The sequence below is a fragment of the Ralstonia sp. UBA689 genome (assembly GCF_002298975.1).
Classification (GTDB): domain Bacteria; phylum Pseudomonadota; class Gammaproteobacteria; order Burkholderiales; family Burkholderiaceae; genus Ralstonia.
The window spans coordinates 239962-255691 of the sequence record NZ_DBMV01000021.1 but is presented as its reverse complement, the minus strand read 5'-3'; the positions used below and the strand labels follow the sequence as shown (position 1 = coordinate 255691).

Here is a 15730-nt window from a genome sequence, read left to right as displayed (position 1 = left end):
TGTTGGTTCGTCTGCTTGACTTCGTCTCGCCTGGGCGCCCCGTGCCGCTTCAATGCAGCGGCACGAGAATGCGGAAATCGGTCAGGCCCGGCCTGCTCTCGCATTCGATCAAGCCATCGTGTTGCTGCACGAAGGTCTGTGCGAGTGTCAGGCCCAGCCCGCTTCCCCCCTCCCTTCCGGACACGAGCGGAAAGAAGATCCTCTCGCGGATGTCCTCTGGGATACCAGGACCGTTGTCCACCACATGCAAGTCCAATGCCAGCTTGTAAAGACGTTTTGCAATCGTGACTTGTCGTGCAACGCGTGTGCGCAACACGATCTCGGCATCGCCCTGTGCGATGCGGTAGACCAATGCGTGCGCAGCGTTGTGGACGATGTTGAGCACCGCCTGGATCAGTTGTTCCTTGTCGCCGCGAAACTCCGGCAGGCTGGCATCGTAGTCGCGCACGATGCGCAGGCCTTGCGGAAACTCCGCCAGCACCACCGAGCGCACGCGCTCAAGCACCTCGTGGATGTTCACGTCACCCACGATATGCGGATGCCGGTGCGGCTCCAGCAGGCGGTCCACCAGCGTCTGCAGGCGATCGGACTCCTTGATGATGACCTGCGTGTATTCGCGCAGCGAGCGCTCCGGCAGTTCGAACTCAAGCAATTGCGCCGCGCCGCGAATGCCGCCCAGCGGGTTCTTGATCTCGTGTGCGAGGTTGCGGATCAATTCCTTGTTGGCGGAGGTCAAGTCCAGCAGGCGCTCCTCGCGCTCGCTGCGGATCTTCTGCTCGTTGGGCAGCAGCTCCAGCAGCACGGCGCCGGGCGCAAAGTCAATGGCGCCCACCACCGCATGCACATGCAGCGGTTCGTGTCCCGGCCGCTCCAACGACACGTCGCGCCGCTTGGCGTCGAACTGGCGGCCTGCCACGGTGGCGATCATTTCAGCCAGCTCCGAGGGATCGGCAAATAGTTCCTGCAGCGACATCTCCACCAGTTGGCGGCGGGAGACGGCCAGGACGGCCTCGGCGGCGGGGTTGGCGTAGAAGATCGTCAGCGCCGGATGGCGGACGAAGAGAATGGGGTTGGGCACCGCATCGAGCCCGGGGTACGAGGGCAGCGCGCCGTGCGAGAAAGGGATGGGCGGCGGCCCGCCGAGCCCTTCGCCCATGGACACCTCCAGCCCGGAAACAGCGGCAGCCGACGGCGCGGGTGGCGTCGGCTGTTCCTGGTCATCGCGGCGGGCCGCTTTGCGGATCAGTCGACGCATCACTCAGCTACTCCTTTAGGTTGCCCAGCTCCCGGCGGATGGAATCGACATTGGCCTGGCTACGCTCGATGTCGCTCTTCAACTGCGCGGTGCGGTCGAGATACTTCTGATAGTTACGCTCATTGCCCTGGCGCTCGGGCTGACCGTTGTTGTACTCGGTCTTCAACGCCTGGAGCTTGCGCTCCTCTTCAGCCAATTCGGCTTCCAACACTTGGCGGCGTTCGCCGTCGCGCGCCTTCTGCGTGGCACTGTCCACGCGCGGGAAACCACCGGCATTGCTTGGCGCCGGCGTCGGCGCGGCCCCTGCGCTGCGCGGGCTACGTGTGCCCGGCACGGTAACGACATCAGGCAACGCCAGCTTCTTGCAGCCCTTCACGTTGCCGCTGTTGCGATACTCCGGCACACCGTTCGGGCCGGTGCACAGATAGACATCATCGGCGTGCGCGGGCGCCTGCACGGACAGGAAGCCGAGCATCGCCATCGCAGCGAGCAGTCCGGATGCGATGCGTGGGGAAGGACGGAACATGAGATGGAACCTGGCGAAACGTCGATCGGGCGCCGCAATGCGGCGGATGCTCATTTAGCCACAAAACCCCTCGCGCCAACAAGAAAGGGCGACCTGCGCCGCCCTTCCCCGTCAACTTTGTCGCATCCTTGCCCCATGGCTGCATCGCATGGGGCGCTCGCTTTTTACAGCGAGTAGTACATCTCGAACTCGACCGGGTGCGTGGTCATGCGGAAGCGCGTGACTTCTTCCATCTTCAGCTCGATGTAGGCGTCAAGCATCGAGTTGGAGAACACGCCACCGCGGGTCAGGAACTCGCGGTCCTTGTCCAGGTACTCGAGGGCTTGATCCAGGCTCGAGCACACGGTCGGGATCTTTGCATCCTCTTCCGGCGGCAGGTCGTACAGGTTCTTGTCGGCAGCTTCGCCCGGATGGATCTTGTTCTGCACGCCGTCCAGGCCGGCCATCAGCAGAGCCGAGAAGCCCAGGTACGGGTTCATCAGCGGATCCGGGAAGCGAGTTTCGATGCGGCGGCCCTTCGGGTTCGCGACGTACGGAATGCGGATCGAAGCCGAGCGGTTGCGGGCCGAGTAAGCCAGCTTGACCGGAGCTTCGAAGCCCGGCACCAGACGCTTGTACGAGTTCGTGCCCGGGTTGGTGAGGGCGTTCAGCGCACGAGCGTGCTTGATGATGCCGCCGATGTAGTACAGCGCGAATTCCGACAGGCCGGCGTAACCGTTGCCTGCGAACAGGTTCTGGCCGTCCTTCCACACGGATTGGTGCACGTGCATGCCCGAGCCGTTGTCGCCCACGACCGGCTTCGGCATGAACGTCGCGGTCTTGCCGTACGTGTGCGCCACGTTCTGGATCACGTACTTCTGCAGTTGGGTCCAGTCGGCGCGTTGCACCAGCGTGCTGAACTTCGTGCCGATTTCGTTCTGGCCCTGGCCAGCCACTTCGTGGTGGTGCACTTCAACCGGAATGCCCAGCGATTCCAGGATCAGGCACATTTCCGAGCGGATGTCTTGGAACGTGTCGATCGGGGCAACCGGGAAGTAGCCGCCCTTCTTGCCCGGACGGTGGCCCGAGTTGCCGTGCTCGAATTCCTTGGCCGACGACCACGGAGCTTCTTCGGATTGGATCTTCACGAAGCAGCCTTGCATGTCGACGTTCCAGGTCACGCCGTCGAAGATGAAGAATTCGGGTTCCGGACCAAAGAAGGCGGTGTCGCCCAGGCCGGTGCTCTTCAGGTAAGCTTCGGCGCGCTTGGCGATCGAGCGCGGGTCGCGGTCGTAGCCCTTGCCATCCGACGGTTCGATCACGTCGCAGGTCAGCACCAGGGTCGGCTCTTCGTAGAACGGGTCGATGTGCGCGGTGTTCGAATCCGGCATCAGCAGCATGTCCGAGGCTTCGATACCCTTCCATCCGGCGATCGACGAGCCATCGAATGCGTGGCCGCTTTCGAACTTGTCTTCGTCGAAATGCGAAACGGGGACCGAGACGTGCTGCTCTTTACCCTTGGTATCGGTGAAGCGAAAATCGACGAACTTGACGTCGTTTTCCTTCACGAGCTTCATCACGTCTGCAATGCTTTGGGACATGCCATTCTCCTGGTAGCGCAATAACGCAAAGTATTGTGAGCCGGTTGTGTGACGGATCGCTGCGACCGCCCCACCGCCGAAACATCTTCTTCCTCGCAAGGCCGTCCGGCATCACCGAACGTCCTTGAAAAAGACCGCGGGAATCTTAGCAGAAAGCATGCCAATTGCGACCCGATGGCGGGCATGCGCTCCCGCAAATAGTGCAGCACCGCGCCAGCCCATGTCTGACACGGTGCGCCGGCACCCGAAAGGCAAAGCAGGCGCACCGGCCAACTGCTCCCTTGGCCCAAGATTAGCTGTCCAATCAGAATAGTCATCGCACACTATTGGTGCACAAAAGTCACCATGGCACCGCTTTCGTGCACCAGCGCAGTGCTGGCACCATTGCGGTGAATTTCGCCCGATCCATGTAATGACGGCGCTAGAATTGTCAATTTCCATTCTTCCATTTCGCCGATCACCATGACCGCCGTCACACTCACCCGCGAGTCCCTGCTGGAAACCGCCGCTGCCCGCAGAGAGGCCGACCAGTTGCCTTATTTCGGTGCCCTGTCGCCGCAGGAGGCCGCCGCCCTGCTCGCCGCTGATCCGCAGGCGCGTCTGGTGGACGTACGCACGCGCGCCGAACTCGACTGGGTTGGCTCGCCCGACGTCGCGCCGGACCAGTTCGTGCATGTGGAATGGAACCAGTATCCGGGCGGCGTGCGCAATACAAACTTCCTCAGCACGCTGGAAGCTGCTGTGCCGAAAGATGCACCGGTGCTGTTCCTATGCCGGAGCGCAGCGCGCTCCAAACACGCAGCCGCGGCCGCCGCGCAGGCGGGCTACAAGCTGGCGATGGATGTACTGGAGGGCTTTGAAGGCGCCAAGGATGGCGAGGGCCATCGCAAGATGGTGGAAGGCTGGTGCTTCCGTGGCCTGCCGTGGCACGGCGCATAACGGAAACGCCGCCTTCGATCTTGGCCCTGTGATGCTCGCCGTACACATGTACGACTGCGCTTCCAGGATCAACCTCGCTGCGACTGGCGACGCTTCCGCAATCGCTGCAATCAGGGCGCCGTTGCGGCGCCCGTCTCGATGATCTCGCCACCCAGCGCCAGGGCGCCCTCGCGCAATACGACATAAGCGCGCGCCACGGCCTCTGGCACGCCTTTCACGCCCAGGTCGATATGCGAGCGGGCATAGCGCTCGCCGCGCGCAGGATCGCCCACGCTGGGCAGGCTGAACACCTTCACGCCATCGAACTCGGCTTCGATGCGCTCCATCAGCGGCGTCAGCCGCGACTCCGGCAGACCGAATACCAGGAACGAGCGCTCCTCGCGCGAGGCGCGATGGAATTGATCGGCGTAATAGGTATCGAGCACCCACTCCATCATCGGCCACGCCATCACCGGGAAGCCCGGCATGAAGTGGTGATGCCCCACCGAGAACCCGGGGATACGGTTGTAGCTGTTGGGGATGATGCGCGCCCCCTGAGGAAACTCGCCCATCTTGAAGCGGTGCTGATTTTCCGGCGTGGAGAGATCTGCCTTGACCGGATCGCCTGCAGCCGTCTCGCCAATGCGCAGCGTGATCTGGTCGTGCGCTTCCGGATGCAACACCAGCGGCACGCCTAGCGCGGCGGCGGCACACTGGCGCGTGTGGTCATCGGGCGTAGCGCCGATGCCGCCGGTACAGAACACCACGTCGTCGGTGGCGAAGGTGCGCTTCAGCACGCTCGTGATGCGCGCGGGCTGGTCGCCGACGTACTCGGCCCATTCCAGTGCCAGCCCACGCTCGCCCAGCACTTCGATCAGCTTGCGCAGGTGCTTGTCTTCGCGGCGGCCGGAGAGGATCTCGTCGCCGATGATAATCATGCCGAAGGCCATGGATCGGGTTCCTGTCTTATTCGCGGGGCAGTTCGATGGTGGTGACGTCGATGATGGTGGCCTCGACCATGCGCGTCTGCGGCGCCTCAGCCCGCAGGCGCGTCAGCGCCCGCAGGCAGAAATGGCCGAACCACAGCGCCGAGAAGATAAAGATCAGCACGTACAGCCAGATGACGGCAATCGCGATGATCGGAAACAGCACGATCGTCACCACCGACGACACCCACAGCAGCGTCGGCGCCGAGCCCAGCATGCCAACGGCGATGCCGATGCCGAGCAGCGGCAACCGGTAACGCTTCATGATGGCGTGGCGCTCTTCAGCCGTGGCGTGATCGGCCAGCGCATCGTAGGTCATCAGGCGGTAGGTCAGCCACCCCCACAGCAACGGCGGGATGAGCGCGAAGAACGGCGGAATCAGCCACAGCGGCAGCGTGATGATCGCCACCAGAACGAACGTCAGCGTGCACAGCAGCGCATGCATCACACTTCCCGCCAGAGATCCGCCCCTGCGGCGCTCGAGCTGCGGATAGCTGCGGTCGAGAAAACGCATGACCGGCGGCACCGACGTCACGCTCACGAAGACGAGGATCGACACCACAATCACCGGCACCAGCAACGTGATGACCAGCAGCGGCGCAATGGCCGCCCACAAACCCGTCATGCCGATGGCGTTGAGGCCGCTCTTGATCCAGCCCATGAACGACCAGCTTTCCACGGCGCTTCTGGCCACGCCGTTCATGGCGTCCCAGCCGAAATACAGCACCGCGCCCCATACCAGCAGGGCGACGACGAACGGCAGCACCGTCAGGAACAACATGCGCGGATGCAGTTGCGAAAGCAGCGCGCGGCCAAACGCGCGGATCAAGTCGTTCATGCGGGAATCTGAAAATCAGGGAACGGACAGCCTAGCACAGCGCACCGACATGGCGCGCGTGCCGCCCCGACTCACGCGCGACCGAACAGCCGCTTGAAGCCCAGCCATTGCTGGCGCAGCACGCCGCGCCCGTAGTCGCGCGAGGCCCCCTGCGGTGCGGGGAGTTGATCGCGGATGCCGGTGGCATGATATTCCGGCGAGAAGACGGCGGTGCCGAACAGCATGTCCCACCATGGGAAGAGCACGCCGAAGTTGCACCCACCCAGCACGCCCGGCTTGCCCGGCACCTCGTGCCCCAGGCCGATGGCATGGTGCAACCGATGAAAGCGTGGCGAGATCAGCAGACGCTCGCCCAGCCAGCCAAAGTGCATGCGCACGTTGGCGTGTTGCAGGCTCTGCAGCAATTGGGAGATGGCGACCAGCAGCACGTACTGCGACGGCTCCACGCCGATCGCCAGCGCCGCGACTGCGAACACCGCGCCGCGCAGCACGTCGTCGAGGATGTGGTTGCGATTATCCGACCACATCGTCATCTGCCGCTGGCTGTGATGCAACGAATGCAGGCTCCACCACCAGTTGAACTTGTGCGAGAGGCGGTGATACCAGTAATCCAGCAGGTCGAACAGCACCAGATAGATCAGGAAACTGACGATGGCGACCGACGTGACACCTGGCCACCAATCCTCCACATTCAGGTGCGCCCAGCCCCAGAAACGCAGCTTGCCATCCAGACCGTCGATCAGCGGCTGCAGCGTAAAGAACATCAGCAGCGGAAAGAAACCGAGCCGATGGAACAGCGTATAGAAGATGTCCGCGCGCACCGCCTTGCGGTCATGCATCGGCTCCACCGGACGCCGGTGTTCCAGCGGGCGCAGCACCAGCAGCAGCACGGCAATCTGCATCAGCCCCATCAGCAGCCATTCGGTGCCGGGGTACGCATCCTCAACGTAGCCGCCCAGACCAACGCCATACGTCAGCGGCATCACGACATGCTGGAACAGCACGTCCTGCGCTTGCGTGAAGGTGTCGGAAATCCAGTCGAACATGGCGGTGTCAACGGGCGGCAGGGTGTGCGGCAAACCAGGCCTTGTACTGCGGATGATCGCGCAGTGTGGCGAAGCAGAAGCCCCTGCGCTCCAGGCCGCTGATGAGCGGCTCCAGATCGGCCGGTGCCCATGCGTCCTTGCGCGACCAGATGCCCAAGTGCGCCATGGTGATATCGCCGTCGCGCAGATTGGTCAGGGCCTTATCCAGCAGCATGGCGTTCGGGTAGCGCTCGGACGGCAACTCATCGCCAAGGAAACCGGCTGGTGCCCACGCCACATGCGCATAGCCGCATTGTTTGGCCCAGGCTTCGGTGGTGGCAGAAAGGTGACCGCCCGGCGCGCGCCACAGCGGGTCGATCGGCTGGCCGGTCATGGCCCTGAAGCGGTCGGCGCTGCGTTTGAGTTCGGCGCAGAACTCAGGCTCGCTCCAGACGACGTTGCGGCTGCCCTGCTCGCCGAACTGTGGGCGGAAGCGCACCTTGCCGGCGCCGGCCTCGCCCTTGTAGTAGACGTGATCGAACGTATGCGTACCGAAGGCGTGGCCGTCAGCCGCCAGCGACTTCCAGTATGGCGCCCAGGCAGCGTCAAGCGTGCTGTCGCCGTGGATGGTTTTCTCGTTGGCGAGGAAGAAGGTGGCCTGGATGCGGTGGCGGCGCAGCGTGTCGGCAATCAACTGCGCCTGGCTCATGCTGCCGGTGTCGAAGGTCAGGTAGACGGTGCCCTTGCAGGCGCCTGCATTGACGCCACCCGGCGCGGCCGTGGCCAGCGCGCACAGGCCCAGCGCCGCCGCAGCGGCCGCCGTACGCAGTATCGACGGGCCGGCGTTCATGATTGTCACGCTCAAATCAGCGGCGCGCGCGAGCGGAAATAGATGCCGTGCGGCGAGCGCCCAACCTTGATCTCTTCCACCACCTTGCGGCTCGCCACATCGACGATCGCCACACGCTTGGCCCAGCGGCAGGTCACCCAGAGCTGCTTGCCGTCGGCGGTCAGTTCCATGTCATCGGGGCCGGGCGGCAGGCCGGTGATGTCGCCGACCTTGGTCAGCGTTTGCTGGTCGATGATGCTGATCGTGCCCGACACGCGGTTGGACAGGAACACATGCCGCTTGTCGCCCACCGCGCGGAAGTTGTGCGCCGCCTTGCCGGTCGGGATGTGCTTGACGCTGGTTCGCGTGTGCCAGTCGATCACTTCGACGTAGTCAGCGCCGGTCATGCCCACCAGCAGGTACTTCTGGTCAGGCGTGACCCACACGCCGGCCGGCGCGGAGCCGGCAGTCATGCGCCACATCACGTTCTGCGTGGGCAGGTCGATAGCGACGATTTCGTTGGAATCCTGCAGCGTGATGAAGGCGATCTTGCTGTCGGCCGTGAAAGCGATATGGCTCGGCGTCTTGGCCAGCGACAACTGCTTGGCGATCGACAACGCGTGGCCGTCCCAACGGTAGATGTCGACGCGATCCAGGCGGTTGCCAGTCGCCACAAACCATTTCTGGTCGGGCGAGAACCCAATCTGGTACGGATCGTCGATGCGCGGCACGCGCTGCTGGACCTTGCCGGTGAGCGGGTCGAGGAACACTAGCTCATTGCCAACCGCGTTGGCAACAATCAGCGATTTGTCATCCGGCGTGACTATCAGGTGATGCGGCTCCTTGCCGATCGGAAAGGTCTCCAGCACCTTGCGGGTGTCCTTGTCGATCAGGGTGACGCTGGCATCGCCCGAATTGAGCACAGTGACGATTTCGGCATGCGCCGCATTGGCCGACGCCAAGGCAGAAACCGACAGGACAAGCGTGGACAACCAACGGGAGGCAAACGAGGCGCGCGAGGCAGACATAGCGAGAAGATTCAGCAACTTAGCTAGCCATTCTAACGCCCGCCCTCAAGCCGTCGCTGACACAAATCAAAAAAAGAAAGCGGGAACTTTCTCAGCTTGCGGCAAGCAGCGCTGCCTAGCGCTGCATGGATTCCCACACCTTCTGCAGCCGCTTGACCGACATCGGCACCGGCGTGCGCAGCTCCTGCGCGAACAGGGCGATACGCAATTCTTCCAGCATCCAGCGGAATTCTTCCATGCGCGGGTCATTGCCGCCCTGCCCTTGCACGCGCAGCGCCTTCTCGGCGCGCTGGTACTGCTGGATGAGCGGCGCCATCTCCTGCATGCGCTGCGTATCGCGCGACGGATCCGCCTTGAGCTTGTCGATGCGCAAGGCGATGCCCTTCAGGTAGCGCGGGAAATGCGTCAACTGCGCATATGGCGTCGCCTCGATGAAGCGCTTGTGCATCAGCGTCTTCAGCTGCGCGTCGATATCGGCATAGGCGGCGGCAAACGGCTTGGCAATCTGCAGCTTGCGCGGCAGTTGCGCATATTCGGCCAGGATGGCGCCGACCAGGCGTGCGATCTCCTGCGCGAGCAGCGTCAGGCGCGCGCGGCTTTCGTCCTTGCGGGCGCCGAAGCTGGCGTCATCGGTGGGCAGCGGGTCCTGCAGGCAGGCGCGCTCCAGCGTGGCGTCCAGGATCTGGTTGCGCAGTTCGTCCTGCGTGCCCAGGTTCATGAACTGGATCGCCATCTGCGACAGGCCCGGGATGTTCTTCTCCAGGTACTTGAGCGGCTCGCGCAACTGGATCGCAAACAACCGGCGCAAACCCAGCCGGTGAATGCGCGCCGCCTCGGCCGGATCGTCGAAGACTTCCACATCGCAGTGGTCGCCCGCATCGACCAGCGCCGGATAGCCGAACAGCGTCTGGTTGCCCTTGCGGATCTCCAGCAGCTCGGGCAACTCGCCGAAGTTCCAGGTGGTCAGGCCCGAATACAGCGCGGCGTTAGCCGGCGCCTCACGCTTGCCACCCTTGCCCTGATTGACGCTCTCGCCCTGTGCGCCAACCACGGCAGCATCCTTGGCGGCGATCGACTGGAAGGTCTGCTGCGCCCGACCGCCCAGTTCTGCGCGCAACTGGGCCAGATTGCGGCCCATGTCGAGCTGCCGGCCGTGCTCGTCGATCACCTTGAAGTTCATGAAGTGATGCGCGGGCAGCGTTTCCAACTTAAAGTCCGCGCGTTTGAGCGGCGTGCCGGTCTGCTCGCGCACGTCGGCAATCAGGCGATCGAGCAAGTCGCCGTCGCCCAGCCGCACACGCGAGACGAAGCCCGCCGCGTAATCCGGCAGCGGCACACAGTGGCGGCGCAGCTTTTGCGGCAGGCTCTTGAGCAGCAGATGCACCTTCTCTTTGAGCATGCCGGGCACCAGCCATTCGGCGCGCAGCGCGGGCACCTGGTTGAGCGCGTACAGCGGCACTGTCAGCGTCACGCCGTCGCGCGGGCTGCCGGGCTCGAAGTGATACGTCAGCCCCATGTCGATGCCGGCAATCGGCAGCGTCTTTGGGAATAGGTCGGTCGTGATGCCGGCCGCCTCGTGCCGCATCAGGTCATCGCGATTCAGGTACAGCAGCTTCTGGCTGCCCTTGGCGGCCTCGGCATACCACTGTTCGAAAGCGACAGTGTTGTGGATGTCGGCTGGAACCTGGCTGTCGTAGAACGCGTAGATCAGCTCATCGTCGACGAGCACGTCCTGGCGACGCGACTTGTGCTCCAGGTTTTCGATTTCCCGCACGAGGCGCTGGTTGTGCGCGAAGAACGGCAGGCGCGTTTCGAACTCGCCTTCGACCAGCGCGCGGCGGATGAACTGCTCGCGCGCCTCCTTCGGCTGCATCGGCCCGAAATGCACGCGGCGCTGCTGGTAGACCGGCAAGCCGTACAGCGTGCCGCGCTCGAAAGCCATCACCTGCCCGGCCTTCTTCTCCCAGTGCGGATCACTCCACGACACCTTCAGCAGGTGTGCGCCGACCTTCTCGACCCATTCCGGCTCGATGCGCGCGAGCGTGCGGCCGAACAGGCGGCTGGTCTCGATCAGTTCACCGGCCATGACCCACTTGCCTGCCTTGCGAGCGATGGCCGAGCCCGGCCACAGAAAGAACTTGATGCCTCGCGCGCCGAGGTATTCGCGGCCCTTGCCATCGGCCTCCTCAATGCGCACGCCAATGTTGCCGAGCAAGCCTGTCAGCAGCGCCAGATGCAACTGCTCATACGTCGGATCGGATTCGTTGAGCTTCCAGCCCTGCTCCGCCACCGTGGTGTGCAGTTGCGAATGCACGTCGCGCCATTCGCGCAGCCGCAGGTGGGAGAGGAAATGCAAGCGGCACTGCTCCTGCAACTGCTTGTTCGACTTCTTGTGCGCAACGGCCTCTTCAAACCACTTCCAGAGCCTGACCCAACCGAGAAACTCCGACTTCTCGTCAGCAAAGACACGATGCGCCTGGTCGGCTTGCTGCTGCAATTCCTGCGGACGCTCGCGCGGGTCTTGCACGGACAATGCACTCGCGATGACAAGCATCTCGCGCAAGCATTGGTGGTCACGCCCCGCCAGGATCATCCGCGCCACACGCGGATCCAGCGGCAGGCGGGCGAGCTGCTTGCCCAGCGGCGTCAGCGCATTCTCGTCATTGACGGCGCCGAGCTCCTGCAGAAGCTGGTAGCCGTCCGCAATCGCCCGGCCCAACGGCGGCTCGATGAAAGGGAATTGCTCCACGTCCGTCAACCGCAGCGCCTTCATGCGCAAGATGACGGCCGCCAGCGACGAGCGCAGGATTTCCGGATCGGTAAAGCGCGGCCGCGCGACGAAATCCGTCTCTTCATACAGGCGGATGCACACGCCGTCAGCCACCCGGCCGCAACGGCCCGCGCGCTGGTTGGCGGCGGCCTGCGACACCGGCTCGATCTGCAACTGCTCGACCTTGTTGCGATACGAATAGCGCTTCACACGCGCCAGCCCCGTGTCGACCACGTAGCGGATGCCCGGCACCGTGAGCGAGGTTTCTGCCACGTTGGTCGCCAGCACAATGCGGCGCGTATTGGACGGCTTGAACACACGCTCCTGCTCCTGCACGGACAGGCGCGCAAACAGCGGCAGGATTTCCGTATGCGCCGGATGGTGCTTGCGCAGCGCCTCCGCCGCCTCGCGGATTTCGCGCTCGCCCGGCAGGAAGATCAGCACATCGCCGAGGCCTTCGCGTGCGAGTTCATCCACCGCGTCGACGATGGCTTCGTAGAGATCGCGCTCCTTGTCCTTCTCGTCGCGCTGCACTGGGCGGTAACGCACCTCGACCGGATACAGCCGGCCACTGACCTCGATCACGGGCGCAGGCCCTTTCGGCCCCGCAAAGTGCTCCGCAAAGCGCTGCGCGTCGATGGTCGCCGAAGTAATGATGACTTTCAGGTCCGGCCTGCGCGGCAGGAGCTGCTTCAGATAGCCGATCAGGAAGTCGATGTTGAGGCTGCGTTCGTGCGCCTCGTCAATGATGATCGTGTCGTAGGCGCGCAGCAGCGGATCATTCTGCGTCTCAGCCAGCAGGATGCCGTCGGTCATCAGCTTGACCGATGCCCCGGCGGAGAGCGAGTCGTTGAAGCGCACCTGGAAACCCACGTGCTCACCCACCGGCGAGCCGATCTCCTGCGCAATGCGCTTGGCCGTAGACGTCGCGGCAATCCGGCGCGGCTGCGTATGGCCGATCAGCCCGGTACCGCCCGCGCCGATGCCCCGCCCGATCGACAGGCAGATCTTCGGCAACTGCGTGGTCTTGCCCGAACCGGTCTCGCCCGAGACGATCACCACCTGGTTGGCCGCAATGGCCTTGGCAATCTCGTCGCGACGGGCCGAGACGGGCAGCGCCTCGGGAAAGCTGATCGGCGGGACGGGGTTGGCGCGGGCGCGGCGGGCCTCCAGAGCAGCGGCGAGCGCCTCCGGCGTCGGCCTCTGACGGTGCGGCGGCCGACCTGGGCGACCGTGATCGCCGGGCTTGCGCTCGGGCTGCGCGGCGTCCTTCGGCGATCGTTGGGAGGGTGCCGCAGAGCGCGGCTGGGCATGGGAATCTGACATCGGCCGGGATTATAATCCGCGCATCTTTCCTGCACCGACCCGCGTTGGCCGGCGCCCGCGCCCTACTCATCCTTCGCCCGTGACCACACGCTCCTCTGCCCCCTCCTCCAGCGTCTCGCTGGTGGCGCACACGCCCGCCGCCGTCGACATCGCCCCGATCCCGCCCACACCCGAACAGCAGCAGTTCGTGGATTGGCTGCGGGCGGTGGCGCCGTACATCCACGCTTTTCGTGACAAGACGTTCGTCATCGGATTCGGCGGCGAGCTGGTCAAGGCCGGCATGCTGGGCGCGCTGGTCAACGACATCGCCCTACTGCACGCCATGGGCATGCGCATCGTGCTGGTGCACGGCTCTCGCCCGCAGGTCGAGGAGCAACTCGCGCTGCGCCACGTGCAGACGCAGTTTGTCGAAGGCATCCGCGTCACGGACAACGCCGCGCTGGAATCGGCCAAGGAAGCCTCCGGCGAGTTACGGCTCGACATCGAAGCCACCTTCAGCCAGGCGCTGCCCAACACGCCGATGGCCGGCGCACGCATCTCGGTGGTGTCGGGCAACTTCGTGACGGCGCGGCCGGTGGGCATCGTGGGCGGAGTCGATTTCCAGCACACGGGGCTGGTGCGCAAGATTGACGCCGATTCGATCCAGCATTCGCTGTCAAACCGCAAGATCGTGCTGCTCTCGCCGCTGGGCTTCTCGCCCACGGGGCAGGCATTCAACCTGTCGATGGAAGATGTAGCCACCAACACGGCCACGGCGCTCAAGGCCGACAAGCTGATCTTCATCACAGAGGTGCCGGGGCTGGTGGACCGCGTGGGCAAGCTGCAGCAGGAGCTGTCGATGGAGTCCGCCATCGAGCGCCTGCGCGAGGGCAGCCTGTCTTCTGACGTGGCGTATTACCTGCAGCACATCGTCAAGGCCATGCGCGGTGGCGTGCGCCGGGCCCACCTGATTCCATTCGCGCTGGACGGCAGCATCCTGCTGGAGTTGTTCCTGCATGACGGCGTGGGCACCATGGTGTCGCATGCCGATCTGGAATACCTGCGCGAAGCCACGCTGGATGACGTGGGCGGCATCGTGCAACTGATCGAGCCACTGGAAGCCGACGGCACGCTGGTGCCGCGCGAGCGCCGGCTGCTGGAGCGCGACATCGCCAACTTCTCGGTCATCGAGCACGACGGCATCATCTTCGGCTGCGCGGCGCTGTACCCCTATCCCAAGGAGGGCGTGGGCGAGATGGCTTGCCTGACCGTCGCCCCCGATAGCCAGGGCACCGGCGACGGCGAACGCCTGCTCAAGCATGTCGAGACGCGCGCGCGCGCCCTCGGCCTGAAACACCTGTTCGTGCTCACCACGCGCACCGAACACTGGTTCCTCAAGCGCGGCTTTGTGCACGCCACGGTGGACGACCTGCCGGAAGACCGCCGTAAGCTGTACAACTGGCAGCGGCGCTCGATGGTGTTGATGAAGAAGCTCTAAGCCGCAAAAGCGGTACGCCGCTGGCTTCGAGCCGCTAACAAAACCCAGCGCAGCGGTCCTGGCTAGGCGCGCCAACGCAGACAGTACGCAGGTACGGCAAGGCGGTGCAACGAAGCCAGGAGGGTTTTGTTAACGGCTCTTAGCCCGCCGTGGGCCCCCTTCCCTCCCCGCTTTCTCTCGAAGCGGCCGCGAAAACCCGCCGGACAACTGTTCCCGCAAGTACTGTACGAGCGCATTCACCGCACTCGGCACCACAGGGCTGTATGGTCGGATGGCTAGGATATGCTCGCCAAACACACCCACCGGCCGCCACGCTTCCAGCACCGGCACCAGCCGCCCTGCGTCAATGTCGTGCTGCGCGCTGAAGTCCGGCAGCAGCGCGATGCCCAGCCCACCCAGCGCGGCTTCGCGCATCGCCTCGCTGTTGTTCGCCGCAAAACAGCCCCGCACCGGCACGCTGATGCGCCCACCCTTGCGGCCACGTTTTGGGCCACTCGGCTCGAAGCTCCATGCCGTCGGCTCGTTGCCGCGCAGGTAGTGCAGGCAATCGTGCTCCACCAACGCCTGCGGATGCGCCGGCATGCCACGCAGCGCCAAGTAATCCTGGCTCGCCACTAGCAATGAGCGCGTCTGGCACAACGTCCACGCCACATGCGTCTCGGGTGCGCTGGCGACGTGGCGGATTGCCAGATCAAAGCCCTCTTGCGTGAGCGAGTGCAGCCGATCAGAGAAGTCCAGCTCGATCCGCACACCGGGATAGCGCCGCAAGAACGCCGGCAGCAGTGGCACGATCTGCTGCCGGCCAAGCGCCACCGGCGCCGTCACACGCACAAGCCCGCGCGGCTCGCCGGCCAGGTCTTTCACCCGCGTGAAGTGCACGGCGATCGTCTCGTAAGCATCGCGCGTGCTATCGACCAAGGTTTGCCCAGCCTCGGTCAGGCGAACGCTGCGTGTGGTCCGGCGCACCAGTGGCACGCCTGCTGCGCGTTCCAGCTCGGCAATGCGCTGGCTCATGGCCGCCTTGCTGATGCCGAGCCGCTGCGCGGCAGCCGTGAAGCTGTTCGTCGTCGCGAGCACCGTCAACGAATGGATGTGCGGCAGCAGTGCCTGGATATTTTGCAAATTCATCCCGCGATTGTTCATCAAATTAAACAGTGATTCAACCGTAACGG

General features: G+C 64.3%; 12 protein-coding genes. 2 read left to right on the top strand and 10 right to left on the bottom strand.

All coding sequences use genetic code 11. The features are described 5' to 3' along the window. Positions 1 to 49: 49 nt before the first annotated feature. From glnL to B4F51_RS09940, 3 genes are all read right to left on the bottom strand, one after another. Positions 50 to 1255 carry a nitrogen regulation protein NR(II) gene (gene glnL / locus B4F51_RS09950; protein ID WP_296225091.1) on the bottom strand — a complete coding sequence of 402 codons (1206 nt, stop codon included), beginning with the start codon at positions 1253 to 1255 and terminating at the stop codon, positions 50 to 52. A gap of 7 nt (positions 1256 to 1262) precedes the next feature. Then, positions 1263 to 1781 carry a DUF4124 domain-containing protein gene (locus tag B4F51_RS09945; protein WP_296225089.1) on the bottom strand — a complete coding sequence of 173 codons (519 nt, stop codon included), beginning with the start codon at positions 1779 to 1781 and terminating at the stop codon, positions 1263 to 1265. Positions 1782 to 1945: 164 nt separating this feature from the next. Further along, positions 1946 to 3361 (bottom strand): 3-hydroxylaminophenol mutase, encoded by a 1416-nt coding sequence (locus B4F51_RS09940; protein WP_296225087.1) that lies wholly within the window; start codon positions 3359 to 3361, stop codon positions 1946 to 1948. Positions 3362 to 3823: 462 nt separating this feature from the next. Between B4F51_RS09940 and B4F51_RS09935 the strand changes: the two genes are divergently transcribed. After that, the gene (locus B4F51_RS09935) at positions 3824 to 4300 is read left to right on the top strand and encodes a rhodanese-like domain-containing protein (RefSeq protein ID WP_296225086.1); all 477 of its coding nucleotides are present in this window, start codon (positions 3824 to 3826) and stop codon (positions 4298 to 4300) included. 110 nt (positions 4301 to 4410) lie between these two features. On the opposite strand, the gene B4F51_RS09930 is transcribed toward B4F51_RS09935, so the two are convergent. From B4F51_RS09930 to hrpA, 6 genes are all read right to left on the bottom strand, one after another. Continuing rightward, complete coding sequence (locus B4F51_RS09930; protein WP_296225085.1) at positions 4411 to 5229, bottom strand: competence/damage-inducible protein A; 819 nt, start codon at positions 5227 to 5229, stop codon at positions 4411 to 4413. 16 nt (positions 5230 to 5245) lie between these two features. After that, a complete protein-coding gene (locus B4F51_RS09925) occupies positions 5246 to 6103 on the bottom strand; it encodes an EI24 domain-containing protein (RefSeq protein WP_296225084.1) in 858 nt (285 codons plus the stop codon). 71 nt (positions 6104 to 6174) lie between these two features. Beyond that, positions 6175 to 7149 carry a sterol desaturase family protein gene (locus tag B4F51_RS09920; RefSeq protein WP_296225083.1) on the bottom strand — a complete coding sequence of 325 codons (975 nt, stop codon included), beginning with the start codon at positions 7147 to 7149 and terminating at the stop codon, positions 6175 to 6177. 7 nt (positions 7150 to 7156) lie between these two features. Next, complete coding sequence (locus B4F51_RS09915) at positions 7157 to 7978, bottom strand: polysaccharide deacetylase family protein (protein ID WP_296225350.1); 822 nt, start codon at positions 7976 to 7978, stop codon at positions 7157 to 7159. A gap of 11 nt (positions 7979 to 7989) precedes the next feature. After that, positions 7990 to 8985 carry a YncE family protein gene (locus B4F51_RS09910; protein ID WP_296225082.1) on the bottom strand — a complete coding sequence of 332 codons (996 nt, stop codon included), beginning with the start codon at positions 8983 to 8985 and terminating at the stop codon, positions 7990 to 7992. 115 nt (positions 8986 to 9100) lie between these two features. After that, a complete protein-coding gene (gene hrpA / locus B4F51_RS09905; RefSeq protein WP_296225081.1) occupies positions 9101 to 13081 on the bottom strand; it encodes an ATP-dependent RNA helicase HrpA in 3981 nt (1326 codons plus the stop codon). A gap of 121 nt (positions 13082 to 13202) precedes the next feature. Here hrpA and argA point away from each other — a divergent pair, with 121 nt between their 5' ends. After that, positions 13203 to 14558 (top strand): amino-acid N-acetyltransferase, encoded by a 1356-nt coding sequence (argA, locus tag B4F51_RS09900; protein ID WP_296225349.1) that lies wholly within the window; start codon positions 13203 to 13205, stop codon positions 14556 to 14558. Between the two features lie 129 nt (positions 14559 to 14687). On the opposite strand, the gene B4F51_RS09895 is transcribed toward argA, so the two are convergent. After that, on the bottom strand, positions 14688 to 15701 hold the full coding sequence (locus B4F51_RS09895; RefSeq protein WP_414706733.1) for a LysR family transcriptional regulator: 1014 nt from the start codon (positions 15699 to 15701) through the stop codon (positions 14688 to 14690). Between the last annotated feature and the right edge of the window lie 29 nt (positions 15702 to 15730).